The 20,928-nt window shown below is 75.6% G+C and carries 17 protein-coding genes; 3 read left to right on the top strand and 14 right to left on the bottom strand.

Translation table 11 applies throughout. The annotated features are described in order from the left end of the window. Nucleotides 1-40 precede the first annotated feature (40 nt). Complete coding sequence (locus ACF08D_RS29340; protein ID WP_392226897.1) at nucleotides 41-1,414, top strand: cryptochrome/photolyase family protein; 1,374 nt, start codon at nucleotides 41-43, stop codon at nucleotides 1,412-1,414. 34 nt (nucleotides 1,415-1,448) lie between these two features. On the opposite strand, the gene ACF08D_RS29335 is transcribed toward ACF08D_RS29340, so the two are convergent. The 5 genes from ACF08D_RS29335 to ACF08D_RS29315 all read right to left on the bottom strand — a co-directional run bounded on the left by ACF08D_RS29335 (nucleotide 1,449) and on the right by ACF08D_RS29315 (nucleotide 6,766). Then, nucleotides 1,449-2,384, bottom strand: coding sequence for an STM4011 family radical SAM protein (locus ACF08D_RS29335; RefSeq protein WP_392226895.1), 936 nt, complete (start codon nucleotides 2,382-2,384; stop codon nucleotides 1,449-1,451). Between the two features lie 10 nt (nucleotides 2,385-2,394). Then, the gene (locus ACF08D_RS29330; protein ID WP_392226893.1) at nucleotides 2,395-3,729 is read right to left on the bottom strand and encodes an STM4012 family radical SAM protein; all 1,335 of its coding nucleotides are present in this window, start codon (nucleotides 3,727-3,729) and stop codon (nucleotides 2,395-2,397) included. Further along, nucleotides 3,726-4,532: an STM4013/SEN3800 family hydrolase gene (locus ACF08D_RS29325; RefSeq protein WP_392227102.1), complete on the bottom strand. Its 807-nt coding sequence runs from the start codon at nucleotides 4,530-4,532 to the stop codon at nucleotides 3,726-3,728. The genes ACF08D_RS29330 and ACF08D_RS29325 overlap by 4 nt, the downstream gene beginning before the upstream one ends. A 136-nt stretch (nucleotides 4,533-4,668) precedes the next feature. Beyond that, the gene (locus ACF08D_RS29320; RefSeq protein ID WP_392226892.1) at nucleotides 4,669-5,793 is read right to left on the bottom strand and encodes an STM4014 family protein; all 1,125 of its coding nucleotides are present in this window, start codon (nucleotides 5,791-5,793) and stop codon (nucleotides 4,669-4,671) included. A 7-nt stretch (nucleotides 5,794-5,800) separates the two neighbouring features. Then, nucleotides 5,801-6,766, bottom strand: coding sequence for an STM4015 family protein (locus ACF08D_RS29315; RefSeq protein WP_392226890.1), 966 nt, complete (start codon nucleotides 6,764-6,766; stop codon nucleotides 5,801-5,803). A gap of 254 nt (nucleotides 6,767-7,020) precedes the next feature. Between ACF08D_RS29315 and ACF08D_RS29310 the strand changes: the two genes are divergently transcribed. Both ACF08D_RS29310 and ACF08D_RS29305 read left to right on the top strand, forming a co-directional pair. Further along, on the top strand, nucleotides 7,021-7,914 hold the full coding sequence (locus ACF08D_RS29310) for a diiron oxygenase (protein ID WP_392226889.1): 894 nt from the start codon (nucleotides 7,021-7,023) through the stop codon (nucleotides 7,912-7,914). A 51-nt stretch (nucleotides 7,915-7,965) separates the two neighbouring features. After that, entirely contained in the window at nucleotides 7,966-9,618 is a 1,653-nt protein-coding gene (locus tag ACF08D_RS29305) for an FAD-dependent oxidoreductase (protein ID WP_392226887.1), read from the top strand. 16 nt (nucleotides 9,619-9,634) lie between these two features. On the opposite strand, the gene ACF08D_RS29300 is transcribed toward ACF08D_RS29305, so the two are convergent. The 9 genes from ACF08D_RS29300 to ACF08D_RS29260 all read right to left on the bottom strand — a co-directional run bounded on the left by ACF08D_RS29300 (nucleotide 9,635) and on the right by ACF08D_RS29260 (nucleotide 20,843). Continuing rightward, on the bottom strand, nucleotides 9,635-10,438 hold the full coding sequence (locus tag ACF08D_RS29300) for an endo alpha-1,4 polygalactosaminidase (protein ID WP_392226885.1): 804 nt from the start codon (nucleotides 10,436-10,438) through the stop codon (nucleotides 9,635-9,637). Further along, nucleotides 10,438-11,388, bottom strand: coding sequence for an NAD-dependent epimerase/dehydratase family protein (locus tag ACF08D_RS29295; protein ID WP_392226883.1), 951 nt, complete (start codon nucleotides 11,386-11,388; stop codon nucleotides 10,438-10,440). Before ACF08D_RS29295 ends, ACF08D_RS29300 begins: the two co-directional genes overlap by 1 nt. A 7-nt stretch (nucleotides 11,389-11,395) precedes the next feature. Continuing rightward, nucleotides 11,396-12,109, bottom strand: a complete 714-nt coding sequence (locus tag ACF08D_RS29290) for an NDP-sugar synthase (protein ID WP_392226881.1) — start codon at nucleotides 12,107-12,109, stop codon at nucleotides 11,396-11,398. Between the two features lie 80 nt (nucleotides 12,110-12,189). Further along, nucleotides 12,190-13,191: an SDR family NAD(P)-dependent oxidoreductase gene (locus tag ACF08D_RS29285; protein ID WP_392226879.1), complete on the bottom strand. Its 1,002-nt coding sequence runs from the start codon at nucleotides 13,189-13,191 to the stop codon at nucleotides 12,190-12,192. A 34-nt stretch (nucleotides 13,192-13,225) separates the two neighbouring features. Then, the gene (locus ACF08D_RS29280; RefSeq protein WP_392226877.1) at nucleotides 13,226-14,542 is read right to left on the bottom strand and encodes a hypothetical protein; all 1,317 of its coding nucleotides are present in this window, start codon (nucleotides 14,540-14,542) and stop codon (nucleotides 13,226-13,228) included. Continuing rightward, the gene (gene pelF / locus ACF08D_RS29275; RefSeq protein WP_392226875.1) at nucleotides 14,539-16,065 is read right to left on the bottom strand and encodes a GT4 family glycosyltransferase PelF; all 1,527 of its coding nucleotides are present in this window, start codon (nucleotides 16,063-16,065) and stop codon (nucleotides 14,539-14,541) included. Before pelF ends, ACF08D_RS29280 begins: the two co-directional genes overlap by 4 nt. Before the next feature lie 99 nt (nucleotides 16,066-16,164). Next, the gene (locus tag ACF08D_RS29270; protein WP_392226874.1) at nucleotides 16,165-18,351 is read right to left on the bottom strand and encodes a hypothetical protein; all 2,187 of its coding nucleotides are present in this window, start codon (nucleotides 18,349-18,351) and stop codon (nucleotides 16,165-16,167) included. Between the two features lie 491 nt (nucleotides 18,352-18,842). Further along, nucleotides 18,843-19,373, bottom strand: coding sequence for a hypothetical protein (locus tag ACF08D_RS29265; protein ID WP_392226872.1), 531 nt, complete (start codon nucleotides 19,371-19,373; stop codon nucleotides 18,843-18,845). A 276-nt stretch (nucleotides 19,374-19,649) separates the two neighbouring features. After that, nucleotides 19,650-20,843: a PP2C family protein-serine/threonine phosphatase gene (locus tag ACF08D_RS29260; protein WP_392226870.1), complete on the bottom strand. Its 1,194-nt coding sequence runs from the start codon at nucleotides 20,841-20,843 to the stop codon at nucleotides 19,650-19,652. Nucleotides 20,844-20,928 lie beyond the last annotated feature (85 nt).

The raw sequence follows: 20,928 nt of genomic DNA, 5'->3' as shown, positions 1-20,928 counted from the left end.
GAAGACCGCCTCACCACCCCCACGCCCCAGGAGCCGGCACATGACCGTCGCGGTCGTCCTGTTCACCTCCGACCTGCGCCTCCACGACCACCCACCGCTGCGGGCCGCGCTGCGCGCCGCCGACGAGGTCGTCCCGCTCTTCGTCCGCGACCCGGCCGTCGACGCCGCCGGGTTCGCCGCCCCCAACCGGCGGGCCTTCCTCGCCGACTGCCTGGCCGACCTCGACGCCGGGCTGCGCCGGCGCGGCGGGCGGCTGGTGGTGCGCTCGGGCCCGGTGGCCCGGGAGGTGGCGGCGGTCGTCGCCGACTGCGGGGCGGACCAGGTCCACATGTCGGCCGGCGTCTCGCGCTACGCCCACCGCCGCGAGGAGGAGCTGAGCCGGGAGCTGGAGGCGCGGGGCGCCGCCCTCCATGTGCACGACGGGGTGGTCACGGTGGTCGCCCCGGGCACCCTCACCCCGGCGGGCTCCGACCACTTCGCCGTCTTCACCCCCTACTTCCGCCGCTGGACCGGGATCACCCCGCGCGACCCGCTGTCCGCGCCGCGCGCGGTACGGGTCCCGGAGGCGGCACGCGGCGAGGAGGTGCCCTCCCGCGGCGCCGTCGCCGACGTCTCGCCGGGGATCCCCCGGGGCGGGGAGACCGAGGGCAGGAAGCGCCTCGCCCGCTGGACCCGTTCCGGAGTGGCGGACTACGCCGGCCTCCACGACGACCTGGCCGGGGACGCCACCTCCCGGCTCTCGCCCTACCTCCACTTCGGCGCGCTGTCCCCGGTGGAGGTGGTCCGCAGGGCGTCCGGGCACGGCGGGCCCGGCGCCGAGGCGTTCGTCCGCCAGCTGTGCTGGCGCGACTTCCACCACCAGGTGCTCGCCGCCCGCCCCTCGGCGTCCACCCGCGACTACCGGACACGGCACGACCAGTGGCGCACCCCCGAGGAGGCGGCCGGCGACATCGCGGCCTGGCGCGAGGGGCGGACCGGCTACCCCCTGGTCGACGCGGCCATGCGGCAGCTGCGCCACGAGGGGTGGATGCACAACCGGGCCCGGCTGCTCACCGCCAGCTTCCTGGCCAAGACGCTGTACGTCGACTGGCGCGTCGGCGCCCGGCACTTCCTGGACCTGCTGGTCGACGGCGACCTCGCCAACAACCAGATGAACTGGCAGTGGGTCGCCGGCACCGGCACCGACACCCGGCCGCACCGGGTGCTGAACCCCGTCGTCCAGGGCAAGCGGTTCGACCCCCGGGGCGCGTACGTGCGCCGGTGGGTGCCCGAGCTGCGCGAGGTGGACCCGCGCCGCGTCCACGAACCGTGGCGGCTGCCCGAGGACGAGCGGGCCGCGCTGGACTACCCCGCCCCGGTGGTGGACCTCGGCGCCGCCCTCGACCGCTTCCGGCACGCCCGGGGGCGGGACTGACCCGCGCCGGGCCCGCCCTGGCCGGCGGCTCCCGCTACCCCTCCGGGCCCGGGAGGAGCGGGAGCCCCGGACGGCCCGGCAGGACCGGCAGGCCCGGGAGCCCCGGACGGTCCGGCAGGGCGGCCGGCAGGTCCGCCGGGACGCGCTCCAGCACCCCGCCCGCGAACACGTCGTACAGCGGCAGGGTCTCCAGGTGCACATAGCCGATGTGGCAGTCGCACCGGGCCAGCGGGCACGGCCGGGGCCCCAGCGCGGCGCGGTAGGAGCCGTCGTACAGATTGCCCAGCTCGGCGCGGACGAAGTGGCAGCGGCGGACCGTGCCGTCCCCGTCGACCGAGATCACCGACCGCCCCGTCCGGCACGGCAGTCCGGCCGAGCGGTGCGGGTGCCTGCTGTACGGGAAGAGCGGGTCGAGCGCCGTCCAGACCTCCGCCTCCTCGTCGGTGTACGCGTGGCCCTCGGCGGCGTTCACCCACAGGTAGACGTGCCGGGGGAGCGCGGCGCGCAGCCGGCGGGCGTCCGCCAGGTGCCCGGGCAGGCCGACGACCCCGACGCTGAACCGGATGCCGAGACCGGCCAGCTCCCGGGTTCTCGCCACGAACCGCTCAAAGGGCGTCTGGCCCGGGTGGTAGGTGCACCACAGCGCCACCGTGTCCGCGCGGGCGTCGGCGAGCCAGCCGGTGCGGCAGCTCAGATTGGTCTGGATGGCGACCCGTTCCACATGCGGGGCGTGCGACAGCTCCACCAGCGCCCGCCGGTACCAGGAGCGCACCAGCCCCTCGCCCCACGGGGTGAACAGCACGGACAGCCGGTCGCCGGTGGCCGCCTGCGCCCAGCCGGTGAAGCGCTCCAGGGCGGCCCGGTCGGCGCGCAACTGCGCCGGGGTGTCGCGCCGCTTGGCGAAGGGGCAGTAGGGGCAGTCGTAGTCGCAGGAGGCGAGCGGCCCCCGGTACAGCAGCGTCAGGTCCACGGCCGGCCGCCTACTTCGGCGCGTACGCGGCCATCGCGGCCCGTACGGCGGGGGAGAACAGCGCGGGCCCCACGGCGTCGGAGTGGGCCAGGCCCTCCGGGGAGAGCCGCAGCAGGCCCGGCTCCGCCCCGTCCAGCCAGCCCCGGCCGGCGAACTCGGCCAGCTCGGCGCCGAAGTCCTCGTACGGGTCGGAACCGAACCGGGAGCGGTAGTCGGCCAGCGGCATGCCCCGCGCCTGCAGCAGCGACTGCACCAGATGGCGGCGGCGCGCCTCGTCCCCGTCCATGGCGCGGCCGTGCACCGCCCGGCCGAAGTCCTCGGTGGCCGTGTAGTCGTCCACGATGCGCCGGATCTCGCCCATGTCCACGGCGTAGTCGAAGGAGTAGTGCAGGGCGGAGGTGTACGAGCGGGCCCCGCAGCCCAGGCCGATCATGCCGTCGGTCTGGCAGGCGTGGTCGTCGGGCCCCTGGCCGGGCGCGCCCGCCCGGCGGAACATCCGCATGGACACCTGCTCGTAGCCCTCGGCCAGCAGGTGGTCGCGGCCCCGCCGGTAGAGGTCGAGGCGCTGGGCGTCCCAGTCGCGGTCGGTGTGGGCGGTCCGCCGGGCCAGGCCGGTCAGCGGCCGTACGTACAGCGGGTAGAGGTACAGCTCCTCGGGGTGCCAGGCCAGCGCCGCGTCCAGGGAGGCGCGCCAGGTGGCGGGGGTCTGGCCGTCGATGCCGTAGATCAGGTCGATGTTGAGGACGGGGACGCCCGTGTCCCGGATCCGCCCCAGCGCGGCCTCCACGTCGGCGCGCCGCTGGGGGCGCACCGCCGCCCGGGCCTCCTCGTCGACGAAGCTCTGCACCCCGATGCTCAGCCGGGTGGCGCCCCGGCCGGCGAGGACGGCGAGCCGGTCGGCGGTGGCCGTGGCCGGGGAGGTCTCCACGGACAGCGGGATCGCCCGCAGGTCGGCGCCCATGCGCTGCTCGGCGATGTCGCAGAGCCGGTCCAGCTCGCCGGCGGTCAGGAAGGTCGGGGTGCCGCCCCCGAAGGCGGCGTTGGCGAAGCGGACCCCGCCGCCGCCCGGCTCCCCGAGCGCGTCGCGGACGGCGCCGGCCTGCCGGTCGAGCGCGTCGAGGTAGCGCCCGGCGAGCCCGTCGGGCGCGCCGATCCGGGTGAACAGGTTGCAGAAGCCGCAGCGGACCTCGCAGAACGGTATGTGCGCGTACAGCGAGAGCGCGTCGGTGGCCTCGCCCCGCCACAGGTCCCGCAGCGCGGGCCGGCCGGGCAGCGGCCGGTAGGCCGTCTTGTGGGGGTAGGCGTAGACGTAGCTCTCGTACGGGCGGGGGAGGGTGGTGCTCATGCGGTCGGCTCCAGGAAGAAGTGGGCGTACGGCACCGTCCACACGGCCTCGTGGGCGAGGCGGTGACCGGTGTAGCCGTCGTCGCCGTAGGTCGTGCCGTGGTCGGAGCAGACGACGGCGAAGCACCGCCGCCGGGCGCGCATCGCGTCGAAGAGGCGGCCGATGTGCCGGTCGACGTACTCCAGCGCGGCGGCGTGACTGGCGCGGCTGTCGCCGTCCTCGCGCGAGGCGCCGGGCAGGTGGAACCAGTTGGGCTGGTGCATCGCCGAGACGTTGAGGAACAGGAACAGCCGCCGCTCCGGCGGCAGCCCGGCGACCACCTGCTCGGCCCGCTCCACCTGGGCCTCGAAGGAGGTGGGGGAGGCCACGCCGAAGGAGGGCTCCCAGTGGCTCTCCTGGAACAGCCCGGGCAGCACGCCCCCCAGCGCGCCGCTCTTGTTGAAGAACCCGACCCCGCCGACGCACACCGTGCGGTACCCCTCGGCCGCGAGGGCCGTCACCAGGTCGGGGGCGTCGAACACATAGGTGTTCCCGGCGGTGGTCTCACTGCCCGCGAAACGCGCGGCGAACAGCCGCTCGTGCGGGCCGGGGGAGGCGGGTGTGGGCAGGAACCCGGCGAACATCGCCTGGTGGGAGGCGTAGGTGAAGCTGCCGGGCGCGTGGCGCTTCTCCCAGGCGCCGCCCGGCAGATGGCGCGCCAGGTGCGGGATGCGGCCCGCCTCGGCCAGCTCGGCCGCCACGTCGTACCGCAGGGTGTCGAGGGTGACGAGGAGCAGGTCGTCGCGGCCGACGACCCGGTTCATGTCGGGGTCCGTCCCGGTGGCCCGGTCGCCGGCCGCGGCCGGTGTCGCGGGGCCGGTCCGGGCGTCCGGGCCGGGGCAGGTGCCCGGACCGGGGTGCGCGGCGGGGCTCTCGGCGGGGCGGGTGCCCGCGCCGGTCTCAGACGGTCGCACGGTCGTTCCTCACGGGGTGGTGCGGGGTGTGGTGCCGCCGCAGGACCGCGGCGACCTGGCAGGCGTAGGTGTCGAGGCCCTCCGCCCCGCTCCCCGGCAGGCCGGTGAGACCGGGCAGCAGGTCCCCGAAGGCGTTGACCTCGCCCACGGCGAACCGCCGCCAGCCGGTGGACGGGAGGAGGTCCACCCCGACGCACACGGTGCCGGGGAAGCAGGCCGCGGCCCGTTCGCAGACGTCCAGGGCGTCGGCCCAGCGGCCGCCCATCGCGTCGGTGGCGGCGGCGAGGTCCCCGCGCGCACCGCCCAGGTGGAGGTTGGTCATCGGGGAGTGGCTGGTGCGGACGACGGCGTGGGTCGCCCGGCCGCCGACGACGACCACCCGGAGGTCGGCCCGCCGCCCGCCGCCCAGCCCCGCCTTGGGCCACCACCGCTCGATGTGCAGCCCCTCGGGCGCGAGGGCGTCGACCAGCGCGGCGACCTCCCGCTCGCCGGTCACCCGGCGGACCCGCAGCGAGTTGTGCAGGCGCCCGTCCGCCACCTCCACGGAGGTGGTGGCCAGCAGCCGGCCGGGCCCCGCCGTCTCGACGGCGACGACCCCGGAGGCGGACGACCCGTGGGCGGGCTTCACGAACACGCGCCGCATCCCGTGGGCGGCCATCAGGGCCCGCACGTCGCCCCAGCCCCGTACCGGTGTACGCCCTCCGGAGGTGGGCGACTCGGGCACCGGGACCCCCGCGCCCAGGAGCCTCGCGTGACAGAGCCGCTTGTCGAACAGCACCGCCAGCTCGGCGGGGTCGTCGAGCCGGACGCCCCCGCGCAGCGAGGCGACGGCCGCGGTGAAACGGGCGTACCAGCGGGGGCCGCCCTCCACCCGGGTGGGGTCGTCCACCCCGCGCAGCAGCCGGTCCACCTCCGCGTCCTCCCCGGGCGAGTCGAGGCGCACGATCTCACCGGCGCCGAACCGGGCGCCGCCGTCGCGCAGCACGGCCGCCCACGGCACGACCCGGGCGGCGGGCAGCCCCGCGGCCCGGACGGCATCGGCGAACAGCGACACGCGCCGGTTCCCCGGATTGCCGACGACCGCGAACCGGACGCGGGGTGCCCCCGTCACGACCGGGTCACTCGCCCACGGCGACGTAGCGCCAGACGCGCCCGTCGTACTCGTGCTCGTCGGCGTGGCCGCGGTCGAGGTCGAGGGCGACACCGGCGCTCCCCAGGGTCGCCTCGAAGCGCTTCCGCAGGTCGTCGCCCAGGTAGTTGTGGTGCAGGTCGAGGCGCTCCAGATGGGTGAGGGACTGGCCCTCCAGCAGCGCGGTGGCGCCCGTGTCGGTGAGGACGCCCATCGAGAGGTCGAGGCTCCTCAGGCGCGGGACGACCGGCGCGGAGGCGACGGCCGCCGCGATCGCGTCCTGGTAGTCGCTGTTGCGCAGCCCCAGGTGGCGCAGGTTCGGCAGCCGGGCGCCGTCGAGGAGCGGCGCCACGTCCTCGATCCCGCTGTCGCCCCCGTACTCGGACGTGCCCAGCCACAGGTCCAGGAACTCCAGGGCGGGCAGCTCGGCGGCGGCGACCCCGCGCACCACCTCCGCCGGCAGCCCGCCCGCCTCCAGGACGAGGAGGCGCAGGTGCCGGTGGGCGACCGGGCGGAAGACCAGACCGGTGCCGCCGCGCGCGCCGAACTCCTCCAGCCCGGGGAAGGCCTCCAGCAGCTCGGTGACGTCGCCCTGGTTGATCCAGGAGATCTCGCACTCCTCCGACGTCATGTCGCCCACGAACAGGGCCCGCAGCGCGGGCAGGGCGGCGCGCGCCCCGAGGAGAGTGGCGATCACCGGCTTCACGCCGACCTCGTCGTCGTACGCCTCCTCGCAGGCGCCGGTCACCAGGGCGCGCACCTCGGCGGCGTCGACGGCGGCGAGGAACCGCGCGAAGGCGTCCGCCCAGCTCTCCTCGCTGTCGTAGGTGTCGGTGGAGATCCGCCAGGCGACGGAGGCCGCCGGGGGCAGCTCCACGGCGTCCTCGTCCCCGGCCTCCGGGAAGTCGAACACGGGCAGCCCGTGCCACATGCGCAGGTGTTCCGCGTAACTCATCGCTCTGCCGCTCCTCGCCGCTCGCCGTCCGATGCGCTGCAAGTTGTAGCAAGGGGCACTGACAACGCCCCCGCCGGGGCGGGTCCGTCCCGGGCGGCTCCACCGGGGCGTGACGGGAGCCCCCGCGCCGTACGGGAGCAACCACCGCTCCCGTACGGGGGGTTGCGCGGCCGCGCCGGTGCCAGTACGGTCCGGTCGACAGCTTGCTTACATTGTGTCTAACAAGGAACGCCGCTCGATCCGAGGAGCCCACCATGGCAAGCAGCACTGCCCGGACGGCCCGGGACGTCGCCCGCCGCCTGCTCGACTCGGCCGCGACGCTCTCGTACGACCCGGCCACCGAGGTCGACTGGGAGACGCCGCTCGACAAGGACTTCCACGGCGCCAGCCCCGAGTGGAGCACCCTCTACGGCACCGCCTACTGGCGGGAGATGGACGAGGCGCAGCGCAAGGAGCTGACCCGCCAGGAGGCCGCGTCCGTCGCCAGCACCGGCATCTGGTTCGAGATGATCCTCCAGCAGATGGTGCTCCGCGACATCTATGCCAAGGACCCGACCGACCCCGGCTTCCAGTGGGCGCTGACCGAGATCGCCGACGAGTGCCGCCACTCGATCATGTTCGCCCGGGGGGCGGAGAAGCTGGGAGCGCCCGCCTACCGGCCGCACCGGGTCGCCGTCGAACTCGGCCGCGCCTTCAAGACCCTGGCCTTCGGCGAGGGCGCGTACGCCGCCATCCTCGTCGCCGAGGAGGTCCTCGACGTGATGCAGCGCGACTGGATGCGCGACGAGCGGGTGGTGCCCTTCGTCCGCACCATCAACAACATCCATGTCGTCGAGGAGTCCCGGCACATGAAGTTCGCCCGCGACGAGACGCGCCGCCGCCTCGCCCGCGCCGGGCGCGTGCGCCGCCACATCCACGCCGTGGTGATCGCCGTGGCGTCGTACGTGATCGTCACCAGCATGGTGAACAAGGACGTGTACCGCAACGCCGGCCTCGACGAGAAGCGCGCCCTGCGCGAGGCGCGGGCCAACGAGCACCACAAGGCCCTGATGCGGTCGAGCTGCGCGGGGCTCATGGAGTTCCTGGCGTCGGCCGGGCTGCTCACCCGCCCCGCCCTGAAGTTCTACCAGCGCGCCCACCTCATCTGACACACCAACAGATCCCCGCCCGACCGACCGGAGCCGGACCGAGCCGACGCCATGACCTACGCCATCACGCAGACCTGCTGCGCCGACGCCACCTGTGTCGCCGTGTGCCCGGTCAACTGCATCCACCCCACCCCCGACGAGCCGGCGTTCGGCACCACCGACATGCTCTACGTCGACCCCGCCGCCTGCATCGACTGCGGGGCCTGCGCCGACGCCTGCCCGGTGGACGCGATCCACCCCGCCGACGCACTGCCCGCCGGACAGGAGGAGTTCGCAGCGGTCAACGCGGCCCACTACGAAGGCGGCGAACGCGCGCCGGCCCCCGTCGGCGGGCCGAACTTCCACGCCTGGGGCGCGCCCCGCTTCGACCGCGGCCTGCCCGCCGACTTCGCCCCCCTGCGCATCGCGGTCGTCGGCACCGGACCGGCCGGGATGTACACCGCCGAGGACCTCCTCCTCCACACCAACGCCCAGGTCACCCTGGTCGACCGGCTCCCGGTGGCCGGCGGTCTCGTCCGGTACGGAGTGGCCCCCGACCACCCCGGCACCAAGCGGATCGGCGACACCTTCGCCCGCTTCCACTCCCACCCCCGGGTGCGGATGCACCTGGGCGTCGGCGTCGGCACCGACATCACCGCCGCGGAACTGGCCGCCCACCACCACGCGGTCGTGTACGCCGTCGGCGCCTCCACCGACCGGCGGCTCTCCATCCCCGGCGAGGACCTGCCCGGCAGCCTCTCCGCCACCACCTTCGTCTCCTGGTACAACGGCCATCCGGACGTCCCGGCGGGCGCGGTGGCCCCGCGCGGCGAACGGGTCGTCGTGGCCGGCACCGGCAACGTCGCCCTCGACATCGCCCGCATCCTGGTCTCCGGCCCCGGCGCCCTCGCCGCCACCGACATCGCCGACCACGCGCTGGCCGCGCTGACCGCCGCCCCGGTCCGCGAAGTGGTGCTGCTCGGCCGCCGTGGCCCCGAGGACGCCGCGTACACCCGCTCCGAACTGCGGGCGCTCACCCGCCTCGACGGGGTCGAACTGGTCGTCGACGACCACGACCCCCGCACCGGTGCGGCCGTCGACGCCGCCGGGGACTCCGGGAAGGCCGGCTGGCTGCGGGGCGTCGCCCGGCGGCGGACCGACTGGTCCCGGCCGCCCGCCCCCGGGCGCCGCATCGTGCTCCGCTTCCACTCCGCGCCCCTGGAGGTGCTCGGCGACGACGCCGTCACGGGCGTACGGGTCACCGGGGGCGAGGGGGAGCGGACCATCCCCGCGGGCACCGTGCTGCGCGCGGTCGGCTACCGGGGCGTGCCCGTCCCGGGGCTGCCGTTCGACGAGGCCACCGGCACCGTTCCGCACGAGGCGGGCCGGGTGCCCGGCCGCCCCGGCACCTATGTGGTGGGGTGGATCAAGCGCGGCCCCTCCGGCGGCATCGGCACCAACCGCACCTGTGCCGCCGAGACGGTGGGCACCCTGCTCGCCGACGCCGTCGCCGGTGACCTGCCCGAACCGGCCGGCACCGCCCGGGACTTCCGCAAGCTGCTGCGGCGGCGCGCGGGCGGCGCCGTCGACGCCCGGGGCCTGGCGGCGATCGACCGGGCCGAGCGCGAACGGGGCCGTCCCGAGGGCCGGCCCCGGGTCAAAATCACCACCGTCGAGGAACTGCGGGCGACGGCGAGACGCGCCCGCCGCACCCCCCTGACCTGACGGCCGGGTACACCGGTCAGCAGGGCCGGCGCCAGGCGTCCAGCCGCAGCCGCTTGCGCATCGACGACAGCCCCAGCCGGCGCGACTGCTCACAGAACTCCGCCGGGGCGAGCGCGTACTCCACATGGAACACGGCCTTGCCCGCCCGGACGAAGGGAACCAGCCGCCCGCACTCGCCGAACTCGGCACACTGCTCGTTCACCGCGAAGTCGAAGTCCCGCACGAGCGCGGGGATCTGCGGCAGGTCGTTCTTCAGCCCGACCGCCATCCCCCGCTCGTGCGCCGCCCGGGCGATCATCCGGTTGTACGCCAGCTGGTGACGGGCCGTCAGCGGAAAGCCGGTGTCGTGCAGGTAGCCGTCCATCAGGTCCGGCTCCACCGCGTCGAACCCCTTCTCCCGGCACATGTCCAGCCGCCGTTCCATCAGCGGGCGCAGGACGTCCAGCCGGCGCACGTCCAGCCAGCGCTCACCCGCCCAGCCGTTGGCCCGGCCCCGCACCGCCTCCGGGAAGGCGTCCCGGTCGGGGCGGAAGTCCTCCCACGCCCCGGCGTTGACGTAGCAGATCACCCGCCGCCCCTCGCGGTGCAGCCGCCGCACGTCGTCCGCCGAGTTCTCGAAGCCGTCAATGTCGTACACCGGCACGTCGGCCCGCGGGTCGACCCGCCCGTCGAGCTGCCACTCCCAGGCCGTGCCCGGACGCGGCACCCACCGCTCCCCGGCCCGGCCGGGCGCGGGCGGGTCCCCGGTGCACCCGGCGACCGCCAGCAGCAGCGCGGCGGCCAGCAGCCCCACCCGGCGGCCCGGCGAACCCGGACGCATCACCGCACCGCGCCCGCGCCGGGCGGCGCCGGCACCCGCCCGGCCCCGTCCGCCGCCCCCGGCCCCGCCACCGACGCCCAGAGGGCCGCGACCGACTCCTCCGTCCCGAAGCGGGGCGCCCAGCCGAGCGCCGCGCCCGCCGCCGTGATGTCGGAGCACTGCCACGACACGGCCGCCGAACGGTCCGAGCCGCCGCCCGCCTCCTCGACCCGCCCGGTGAACCCGGCCGCCGCCACCAGGGCCCGCACCAGCTCACGGACTCGCACCGCCCTCCCGCCGCCCACGTTCAGCACCGGCGGCACACTCCCCGCCCGGGTCGCCGCGAGCACCGCCGCCCGCGCCACGTCCCGTACGTCCACGAAGTCCCGGTACGCGGACAGGTCACCGAGCCGGATCACCTCGCCGGACCCCGTGCCCGCCCGGCGCAACCGGGCCGCCAGCCCGCCCGGCAGCCCCGCCTCCGGCGCCCCCGGCCCCACCGGATTGCCCACCCGCAGGACGACCGCGTCCAGCCCCGACGACGTCACCGCCACCGTGCCGGCCAGCTTGCTCGCCCCGTACGGCGCCACCGGACGGGTCGGCGCGTCCTCGGCGACCGGCTCGCCCGGCCGCCCCGGCCCGTACTCGGCCGCCGACCCCAGGTGCACCAGCCGCGCCCCCGGGGCGGCGTCCCGCAGCGCGGCGCACAGCACCGCCGGGCCCCGGGCGTTGACCTCCGCGAGCGTCACCGCGTCGCCGCCGACCGCGCCCGCGCAGTTGACCACCGCGTCGGGGGCGAGTGCCGCCAGCGCCTCGGCGAGCGGCCCGGTCCGCGCGGACGCCAGGTCCACCACCAGGTCCGCGCCGGGGGCGCGCCCGCCGGTCAGCACCCGCGCCCCTGGGGTGGCGCGCAGCGCCGTGGTGACATGGGCCCCCAGATAGCCGGAGGAGCCCAGGACGAGAACGCGCATCGGGACCTCAGGCCCCCTTCAGCAGGAGCGACTGGTGGGTGGTGAACTCCGCGTTGGCGCGGTCGTAGTCGTCGGGGCGCCCGATGTCCAGCCAGTACCCGTCGAACTCGTACGCCGCCGGGGGCGTCGCGGTGCCCAGCAGGTCGAGGATCAGCTCGTCGAAGCCGAGCGGCAGCCCGGGCGTGTAGCCGTCCAGGGTGGCGCGGGACAGCCCGTACACGCCCATGGAGACCCGGTAGTCCAGGCGGGGCTTCTCACGGAAGCCCACCACCCGGCCCGCGTCGGTGGTGAGCACCCCGAAGTCGATGTGCACCTGCCGGGCGTAGGTGGCGATGGTCAGCGGGGCGCCCCCGGCGGTGTGGCGGCGCAGCAGGTCGGCGTAGTCGAGGTCGGTGAGCACGTCGCCGTTCATCACCAGGAACGACTCGGGCAGCCGGTCCCGCATCATCAGCAGCGGCCCGATCGTCCCCAGCGGGCTCTCCTCGGCCGAGTAGTCGACTTCCAGGCCCCACCGCGAGCCGTTGCCGACGTATGCCCGGATGATCTGCCCCAGGTGGCCGATGGCCAGGGTGCAGCTGGTGAAGCCGGCGGACGCGAGCTGCCGCAGCACGATCTCCAGGATCGCGTGCTGGTCCCCGATCGGCACCAGCGGCTTGGGCAGAGCCGTGGTGTACGGGCGCAGCCGGACGCCCTTGCCCCCGGCGAGTATCACTGCGTGCATGGGAAGCCTCCCTCTCCATGGGTCCTGTACGGTCCTGACGGTCGTGCTCGGGCTGTGCTCCCGGTGCCGTGCCGGGCGGGTCAGATGTTGTAGATGTCCGTCTTGTAGCGGGCCAGGTGCGCCGGGTCGCGGAAGAACGCGACGGTCGCGGCGAGACCGTCCTCCAGGTCGTGCGCGGGGGCCCAGCCGGTGGCGTCGCGCAACCGGGTGGCGTCCGCGACCAGCCGCATCACCTCCGACGCGGCGGGCCGGATGCGCTCCTCGTCCTCCACGACGTCCAGGTCGGTGCCCATCACCTTGCCGATGAGCCGGACCAGGTCGCCGACCGATATCTCCTGCCCGGTACCGGAGTTGAAGGTCCGCCCCACCACCCGCTCCGCCGGGGCGGTGCCCACCGCGAGGAACGCGCGGGCGGTGTCGGCGACGAAGCTGAAGTCGCGGGTGGGCCGCAGGTCGCCGAGGGTGATGGTGCGCGAGCCGGCGGCGACCTGCCCGATGACGGTGGGGATGACCGCGCGCATCGACTGGCGGGGCCCGAAGGTGTTGAACGGGCGCAGCGTCACCACCGGGGTGCCGAAGCTCGCGTGGTAGCTGTCGGCGAGCCGGTCGCCGCCCGCCTTCGACGCGGCGTACGGCGACTGGGTGTGGATCGGGTGGTCCTCGGTGATCGGCACGGTTTGCGCGGTGCCGTACGTCTCGCTGGTGGAGGTGTGCACCAGCCGGGGCGTGCCCAGGGTCCGTACCGCCTCCAGGACGTTGAGCGTGCCGGTCACATTGGTGTCGACATAGCTGTGCGGCGCCCGGTAGGAGTACGGGATCGCGATGAGCGCGGCCAGGTGGTAGACCGCGTCGGCCCCTTCGGCCAGGGCGCGCACCGAGCCGGGGTCGCGGACGTCGCCCAGCACGATCTCGACCTGGTCCAGGACGTCGCGCGGCAGCACCTCCAGCCAGCCGTACGACGAGAAGGAGTTGTACTGCGCCATGGCGCGCACCCGGTGCCCCGAGGCGACCAGGGCCTCGGTCAGGTGCGAGCCGATGAAGCCGTCGGCTCCGGTGACGGCGGCGAGCGGTGCGGAGGTCATGAAGGGTCCTTTCCGGCGGGGGCGAGGGGACGGTTCAGGCGTGCGCGGACGGCCGGCCCAGGACACGCAGGGCGACGGCGGCCAGGACGAGAGCGGCGGCGGTGCAGCACAGCGGGGACAGCCAGGCCGGCGGCGGCCCGGCGGCCGTCGCCGCCAGGACGGTCCCGGCGGCGGCCAGGCACACGGCGGCCGGCGGACCGCCGGTGCCGAATGCCTGGAGGAGGAGCGCGAGCCACAGGGCGGCGCCCAATGCGGCCAGTTCGGCGGGCGGCGCCCCGGTCAGCAGCGCCGCGGGCACCAGCAGCGCCAGATACGCGGCGAGGCACACCGCCAGGCCGCGCGCGGTCCGCAGCCGGAAGCCGCGCAGTGTGGACGAGGCGCGCAGCGCCGCCACCGACAGCCCGCGGAAGCGGTACAGCAGCCACTCCGCGGGCCCCATGCTCACGGTGAGCGCCACCACCGCGTACGGTTCCCGGGCGCCGGTCAGCAGGACGAGCGTCCCGGCCGCCAGGCCGAACAGCCCGTACGGCAGCGACGGCAGGTACGCCGGCCGGCCCGCCCCCGGCGCCGGGTCCGCCCGGAGCGCGCCGCGCACGGCGTGGGCGGCGAGCCCCGCCGTGGCCGCCAGCGACAGCAGCGGCAGCGCCACCCGCACCGCGGTGCCCGGGTCCCCGTACAGCAGCCAGACGCCGCCCCCGGCCAGCGGCAGCAGCGCCACGGCCAGCGACCGTTCGCGCCCCAGGACGAGCAGGACGCCCGCGGCGGCCAGGTACGCGGACTGGCCCACGGCGAAGACGGCCGCCGGGCCGGGGCCCGCGAACGGCAGCGCGGCCAGGGACGCGAGGACCGCGCCCGCCGGGGCACCCGCCCGCAGGGTGAGCCCGGCCTCCCGGCGGCCCGACGCCAGTCGGGTGTAGGCGCGGTGGCTCAGGGCCTGCCCCCACGCCCAGGACAGCAGCCCCGCCACGACGAGAGCGGACACCGCCCCGGCGGCCCGCCAGAGCGGGGCGGTCAGCGGGTAGGCCAGCCCCGGCAGGGCGAACAGCAACCCCCGCAGGGCGCAGCGCACATGGTCGGGCGCCCAGGGGTCGGCCGCCGGGGGAGGGTCGGGGAAGGCACGCGGCACCCGGCGGTACAGCTCCTCGGCGAGCGAGAAGATGTCCCGGTGGCCGTACCGCTCCCGTACCTGATCTCCCGTCAGGCCCTCGGACTCCAGCAGCGCCGCGACCTCGTAGGGGTGCACGGCGGGCGCCGCCCGGCCGGCCAGCTCGGCGGCCAGCTCGTCCACCGGCCCGGCCAGCCGCAGGGACACGGTGTCGCTGTCGGGCTCCGGCCCCGGACGGCCGCTCACCCGGCCACGCTCCGCCCCGCGGCGAACCGCCCGTACTCCGGGCGGGGCCCGGCGACGGCCGCACTGTCCGCCGACTCCCGGTGCCGAGAGGCGAGTTCGAGGTAGATGGAGCGGAAGGTGTCCACCGTCTGGCGCAGGGTGAACTGCTCGATCACCCGCAGCCGGGCCGCCTCGCCCATCGCGGCACGGCGCGCCGGGTCGGACAGCAGCTCCAGCGCCGCCGCGGCCATCGCCGCCGGATCGCGCGGCGGCACCACCAGCCCGGCGCTCCCCACCGCCTCCCGCACCCCGCCCACATCGGTCGAGACGGTGGCCCTGCCGCACGACATCGCCTCGATCAGGGTGAAGGGGAAGCCCTCGCTGATGCTGGACAGCATCACCACATTGCCGGCCGCGTACGCGTCCCTGATGTCGTCGACCCGGCCCTCGAAGGTCACCGCGTCCCCCTGGCCCAGCGACCGCGCCAGCTCCTCGCACCGCTCCCGGTAGGACTCGCCGCCCCGGGGCGTACCGCCGAAGATCCGCAGCACCGCGTCCGGCACCCGCTCGCGCACCTGCGCGAAGGCACGTATCAGCGTCTCCAGGTCCTTGATGGGGTCGACGCGCCCGGCCCAGCTCAGCGTGGGCCGCTCCGGTTCCGGTCCGGCCGCCGGGAAGGCCGCCGGGTCCACGCCGTTGTACACGGTGCGGATCAGGGCGGGGTCGGCGCCGCCCTGCTCCTCCCACAGCCGGTTGTAGCGGTTGCCGGGGGTGATCAGGGCGGCCCGCCGGTAGGTCTCCCCGGCGAGCAGCCGGAAGAAGCCCAGCATCACGGCCTTGACGGGCCAGCGGTAGGAGCCGCTCCGGTAGCCGAGGTACCGCTCGCGCAGGTAGACGCCGTGCTCCGTCAGCAGCAGCGGCACCCCGTGCAGCTGGTGGGCGGCCAGCCCCGGCAGGGTGGCGATGCCGCCGCTCACCGCGTGGGTCACCCCGTGGCGCGGCGGGTCGGCCGCCAGCGGTCGCAGGGCGTGCTCCAGCAGGCCGGTCGCGGTCACGGCGTCGTGCAGGGAGGGGCGGGCGTCCCGGACGGTCAGGCCGGGGCGGTTCCACACCGAGGTCAGGACGGCGACGGCACGGTCGCCGCGCAGCGCCGGGCTCAGCAGCCCCTCGCGGGCCGCGTGCGCCAGCTCGTACAGCGCGGGCCCGAACAGCTCCTCCTCGGCCGGGTCGAGCAGGGCGGTGAGGAAGCGCTCGTACGCCTGCAGCAGGCGCCGGCCGCGGCGCCCGCCCGGCGCCGTGCCCGGCGGGGTGGGGCCCCACATGGGCACCGACACCGGTTCCGCCACATGCGGGGGGATCGTCCAGACCAGGGGCTCACGGCCGGTTCCGGTCACCGCGATCACCTCGAAGTCGATGTCGGGCATGCCGCTGACGAGCTGGTCGCACCAGACGCTGACGCCGCCGTGACTGTGCGGGTAGGTGCCTTCGGTGAGCAGGGTGACGTGCGCCGCGCCGGTGCGCGGCGCGGGGGGCGATACGTGCATGGACGTGCTCCGCGGCAGCAGGGACCGGCCGGGGGACGGGCACCGGCGAGGGCGCCGGTGCCCGTCGGGGCCGGGTGGGGAAACGTTCTTGTCGGTGGGTCAGCGACCGGGGCCGGGAGGCACCGGCCGGACCACGCCCGGCGGCACCGGCGCGGGCGGCGCCGGCCGGTAGGGCGACCGCGGTGCGGTGGCGGCCGGGGCGCCCCGGGTGGCGGTCGCCGTGGCGTCCGCGACCGCGGCGGAGGGGAGCGTGATCGACGTGGTCCCGTCCGGGCCGCCCGCCACCCGCCCGGAGGTGGTGCCGGCGTACGGCTCGCCGAGGGGACCGCCCCCGAGGACGGTGCCCGCCGGCATGGTGGCGGCGACCGGGAGGCCCGCCGGGGCGTGCACCGTCACGGTGCCGCCGATCCGGTACGCGGTGACGTCACCGGCCCGTACCGCCGCCTGCCAGGCCGCCCGGTCGCGCAGCTCGGCGCCGATGCCGCTCATCGGCAGGTTCACCAGCGGGGTGCCGGCGGCGAACAGTTCCTCGTACCGGCTCAGCACCCCGTCGAGGACCGGGTAGCCGATGCGGTCCTCCGCCAGGTTCGACTGGTGGACGAAGTGCGGCCGCGGATCGCCCGCCAGCACGTGCCCGAGCGCGGTGCGCGTCTCCAGCGGCACGATGTGGCCGGTGAACCCGGTGGCGGTGTCCAGCGGCCGGTCCAGGCAGGTCGTGGAGGCCAGCTCCTCGCACAGGCCGCTGCCGCCCTGCGCCCGGCTGGTGTAGATCCAGTTGTACTCGTCGACCTGCTCGGCGACCCGGCCCGCGTTGTAGAAGATGTTGATGGGGTGGCGGGACACCGTGAGGGCCGAACCCACCGCGCGCTGGCCGGGGTCGCGGGAGTTGTCCGCCGCCAGCCAGGCGATGCCGTTGCCGGTCAGCGACGGCGCCAGGTTCGGGTTGTCGTCGGGCTGCTGCGGCAGCAGCCGCAAGCCCGAGTGCTCGCCGGTGATCAGCTCGCCGGTGCGCAGCGGCAGCCCGGCCCGCTCGGCCCACCGCCGGTTGTCCGCGATCTGGTGGTCGATCTCGGCCCGGGACACATAGCGGACGGAGCCGTCGGGCGCGGTGGCGCACTTCCACGGGACGGCGCTGACGTCCTGCTCGCAGCCCAGGTAGGGGTGGTCGTAGGTGTGGTTGATCCAGCGGAACGCCTCACGGTCGGCGATCAGCCGGTCGGCCGCCGGGTCGCTGCCGCCGTTCTCCTCCCGGTGCTCCACGCTGCCGCCGCCGTTGAAGGCCATGTCGAGGGTGAAACCGCGCTCCCGCGACCACCGGACGGCGTGCTCCACGTCGGCCGCGGTCATCCGGATCGGGTTCGGGGTGCCGGTGCCGGGCGCGCAGTCCACGTCGCCGGGCGTGCAGTTGAGGGTGGTGTCCCACCGGTCGTCGGCCGCGAAGACGTCGTCCACGTGCACCGCGAAGTAGTGCCGCGAGGTGCCCAGCCGGGTCTGCCCGGTCATCCAGTCGACGATGCCCCGGGCCAGCAGCCGGAACTGCTGCTGGTGCTGGTTGTACGCGAAGGTGACCACCAGCTCGCGGCGCCCGTCGTGGCGGTACTCGCCGACCAGGACGCCCCGCGTCTGCCGCCCCGGCAGGGGCGCGTCGACATAGGTGGTGAAGTCGGCGCCGGCGGCCGGGCGGGACAGGAAGGCGTAACTCTCGCCCACGGTCGGCGAGTTGTCCTCGAACGGCACGGCGCCGTCGAGGTAGCCGAACGGCCCCGCCCGGCCCGCGTCCGTCACCTGGGCGCGCAGCCCGTCGACCGACCCCATGTAGCCGCCGTTCACCGGGTACTCCAGCCCGGCCTGGGGCCGGGCGTAGGTGTAGGCGTCCACCTGCGGCACCGCGTACGCCTTCTCGTACGCCACCAGCGCCGCCATCTCGCCCGAACCGGCCGGGAAGGGCGCGTCGTTGGGCAGGACGACCGCCTGGAACCTCGCCCTCGGCCGGCCGTCCACCGTGTCGGCGAGGAACGCCGCGTCGATCACGGGCCGGTCCGGCCGGGTGAGGTCGACCAGCGTGTACGGGGTGCCCGCGGTGTCCAGTTCGGCGGCTATCGCCGCGGTGGCCGGCCCGCCGTCGGTGACGATCAGCACCCGCAGGTCGACGCGCGGCGCCAGGGCCGCCGCACCGCCCGCCGCCGCGCCGGGAACGGGCGCGGCGGTCACCGGGGCGGCCGGTGCGGCGAGTCCGAGTAACACCGCGCCCATGGTGAGCGCGGTCGTGCGCAAGGTCCGCTTCATGCGGTGACGTCCCTCCCCGGAGGGGTGACCCGCCTCTCCCCGGCGGACACACCCCACCCCCCAGCGTCACGGGCGCACCCCACGAAGGCGCCCCCGTTCCGCTCCGACGCGTCACATAGTGCGGCCTGTGTGGAGGATTCGTGAGCACGACGTGGAACATGACGGAAAACCACAGGTGCGGCACCGGGTGGGCGGCCCGTCCGGGACGCGGGGGGCGGGGCGTCGCCGGGGCCCGTCCGGCGCGTCCGCGCGGGGGCGCACCCCTGGTGGCACACGCGGGAAATCGCTTGCGCCCCCGTCCGCCGCCGCCCCGTCCCGGGGCGCCCCGGCCGGCCCGGCCGGGGCCCCGCACCGCCTGCCGCTTTTCGGCCAGGCGCGGCGGGCCCGGCGGCTGCCGGAAGCCGCGGCGGGCCGGTGCGGCGGCGGGCGCACACGACGGCGGCCGGTCGCACCCGGGGTGCGGCCGGCCGCCGAGGGGCTCGGGGGAGGGATCAGGGCTGGGCGGGAGCGCAGGTGACGCGCGTCTCCGGAGTGGTGAACACCCCGTCCTTGGTGGACTGCCCGCCGTTGTACTCGTAGTACAGGTAGGAGTAGAAGCCGATGTTCCCGTTGCAGCCGGAGTCGGCGGCGATCTGCACCGCGAGGTTCACCGTCCGGGAGGCGCCCGGCGGGATCGGCACGGCGTAGTTCAGACCCACCGCCGTGGTGCCCGTGCCCGAACAGGTCACCCCGTCGGCGGTGCACGAGGCGATGGCGTACTTGAGGTCCTTGCGCTGGGTGGTGAGCCAGGTGGGCTGCACCGACTGGTAGACGAACCAGATGTCCGTCTCCTGGTTGTTGGTGAACGTCATGGTCAGGTTCACCGTCGAGCCGGGGGCGACGGTCGGCTGGTCCACGGCGAAGGTGAGGTCCGCCGCGGCGGCCCGCCCGTCAGCCGCGGTCGCGGGGCCGCTGAGGCCCAGGACGACGGCGATGCCCAGCAGTGCGGTCAGGAACGCTCGTCCGAGGTGTGTGAGTCGCATGGCGCGGGAGGCTAGGTCACCCCCGGCGCGCCCGTCTGCCCCCGCGCGCCCCGGCGCACGCCGCCACGGCTCGAACCCGCCAGGGCGCGCCGCGTGCCCGGTTCGGCCTCCGTGGCCCGCCCGGGACACGCATATGCCCCGGATGCGGGCCGATGCGGAACCGCCCGCACCGGCGGTGACACCGCGCGGGCAAGCGATTGCCGTACGTAAGGAGGGAATGGCGCATTCCGGCACGGTGACCCGGCCGGGGCGGACGCCCCGGCCCGTACCGGCGGATCAACCGGTCCGCATGCCCCGCAAGCCGTCCGCCCCGGTGCCGTACCAGTCGAGGCACAACGCCGTGGCGTCGTCCCGCATCTCGCCCTCGCACGCCGTGCGCACCGCGCCCACCAGCGCCGACACCGCCTCCCGCGGATGCATCCCGCGGGTGTCCCGCACCAGGGCCGGCAGGTCCACGCTCTCCGCGCACCGCTCCTGCATCCCGTCGGTCAGCAGGACCAGCCGGTCACCCGGCCGCAGGTCCAGCCGCTGCACCCGGTAGGGCCGGGGCGACGGCACCCCGAACGGCAGGTTGACGGTCAGGGCCAGCTCCTCGACCACACCGTCCCGCAGCCGCAACGGCCTGGGATGGCCCGCGTTGACCAGCTCCACCCCGCCGCCGTCCAGCCCGATCCGCAGCAACTGGCCGGTGGCGATGCCGCAGTCGTGTGTCAGCAGGGCCCGGTGCGCGCGGCCGGCCTGCTCCACGATGTCGCACCCGGCCCGCCGGGCACCCCGGAGCGCGCCCACCAGCAGCGTGGCCAGCAGGGCCGACTCGGTGTCGTGCCCCATCGCGTCCGTGATGGACAGGTGCAGCGTCTCGCGGTCCAGAGCGAAGTCGTAGGTGTCCCCGCCGATGTCGTCCGCCGGCACCAGACCACCGGCCACGGAGAACTGCGCGGCCTCGCAACACGAGGCGGACGGCAGCAGGTTGTGCTGGATCTCGGCGGCCAGACTGGTCGGCGTCGTCCGCCTGCCGCAGTGGTACAGATCGGTGAACCGCCGGTCGGTGACGATGATGTACGCCAGCGCCAGCGCCGCCTCGTGCACCTGCCGCAGCACCGTCTCGTCGGTCCCGGGCAGTGTCATCTCCAGCACCCCGATGCGGTCGCCCCGGTTGGTGACCGGCGCGATCACCCGGCGGGCGCCCCCGGCGTCCGGCTCCACGTGCAGCCGCTGGGACGACAGCACCTTCTCGTACACACTGCCCGGCAGCTCCACATGGGTGGCCGCCTCCTGCTCCCCGCTCACCCCGTCCGCGATCGCCAGCCGGACCAGGCGCTCCCCGATCAGGTCGGCGAACAGGAAGGAGACGCACACCGCGTGGAACCGCTTCTGCAGATGCCGGGCGACGACGTCGACCGACTCCACCGGTGAGGCGTCCGCCGCCTCCGCGAGGACGTCCCCCAGTCTCAATGCTTCACCCTCCACGGCACCCTCCTTCTGCTGCCGCACCTTGTGCCCCGGCTCCGGCGGTTCTCACCCGGTCGCGGTCGGTGACGGCCGGTCCCCACCC

The organism is Streptomyces sp. NPDC015131 (assembly GCF_043079975.1).
In the GTDB taxonomy this organism is placed as follows: domain Bacteria; phylum Actinomycetota; class Actinomycetes; order Streptomycetales; family Streptomycetaceae; genus Streptomyces.
The sequence above is the reverse complement of the archived record's forward strand: the minus strand, read 5'-3'. Positions and strand labels throughout refer to the sequence as shown.